Annotated in this window: 1 pseudogene; it reads right to left on the bottom strand. The window is 68.0% G+C overall.

The features are described 5' to 3' along the window. Positions 1-209, bottom strand: a pseudogene (locus FMEAI12_RS00245) (transposase); the annotation flags it as partial. Positions 210-241: the final 32 nt, after the last annotated feature.

The raw sequence follows: 241 nt of genomic DNA, 5'->3' as shown, positions 1-241 counted from the left end.
CGCAGCGCCCTGGGCAGGAGTCGGATCAGTGCGGCGGGCACCGCCCGGTCCGCCCAGTCCCACCGGGGCTTCGGCTGGGTACGGTGCAGCACCGCGACCTCATGTCGCAGCACCAGCAGCTCGATGTTCTTGGACGCCGACGAACAGCCGAGGAGAACCAGCCACCCGCACACCCGCACGAAGATCAGATAGAGCAGCCTCACGGACATAGCCGACCATCATGCCGACAGCCGCACTGCCG

Origin of the sequence: Parafrankia sp. Ea1.12, assembly GCF_900465275.1 — a bacterium.
GTDB lineage: Bacteria > Actinomycetota > Actinomycetes > Frankiales > Frankiaceae > Parafrankia > Parafrankia soli.
Note: the sequence above shows the minus strand (reverse complement) of the source record. Positions and strands in the feature narration are given on the sequence as shown.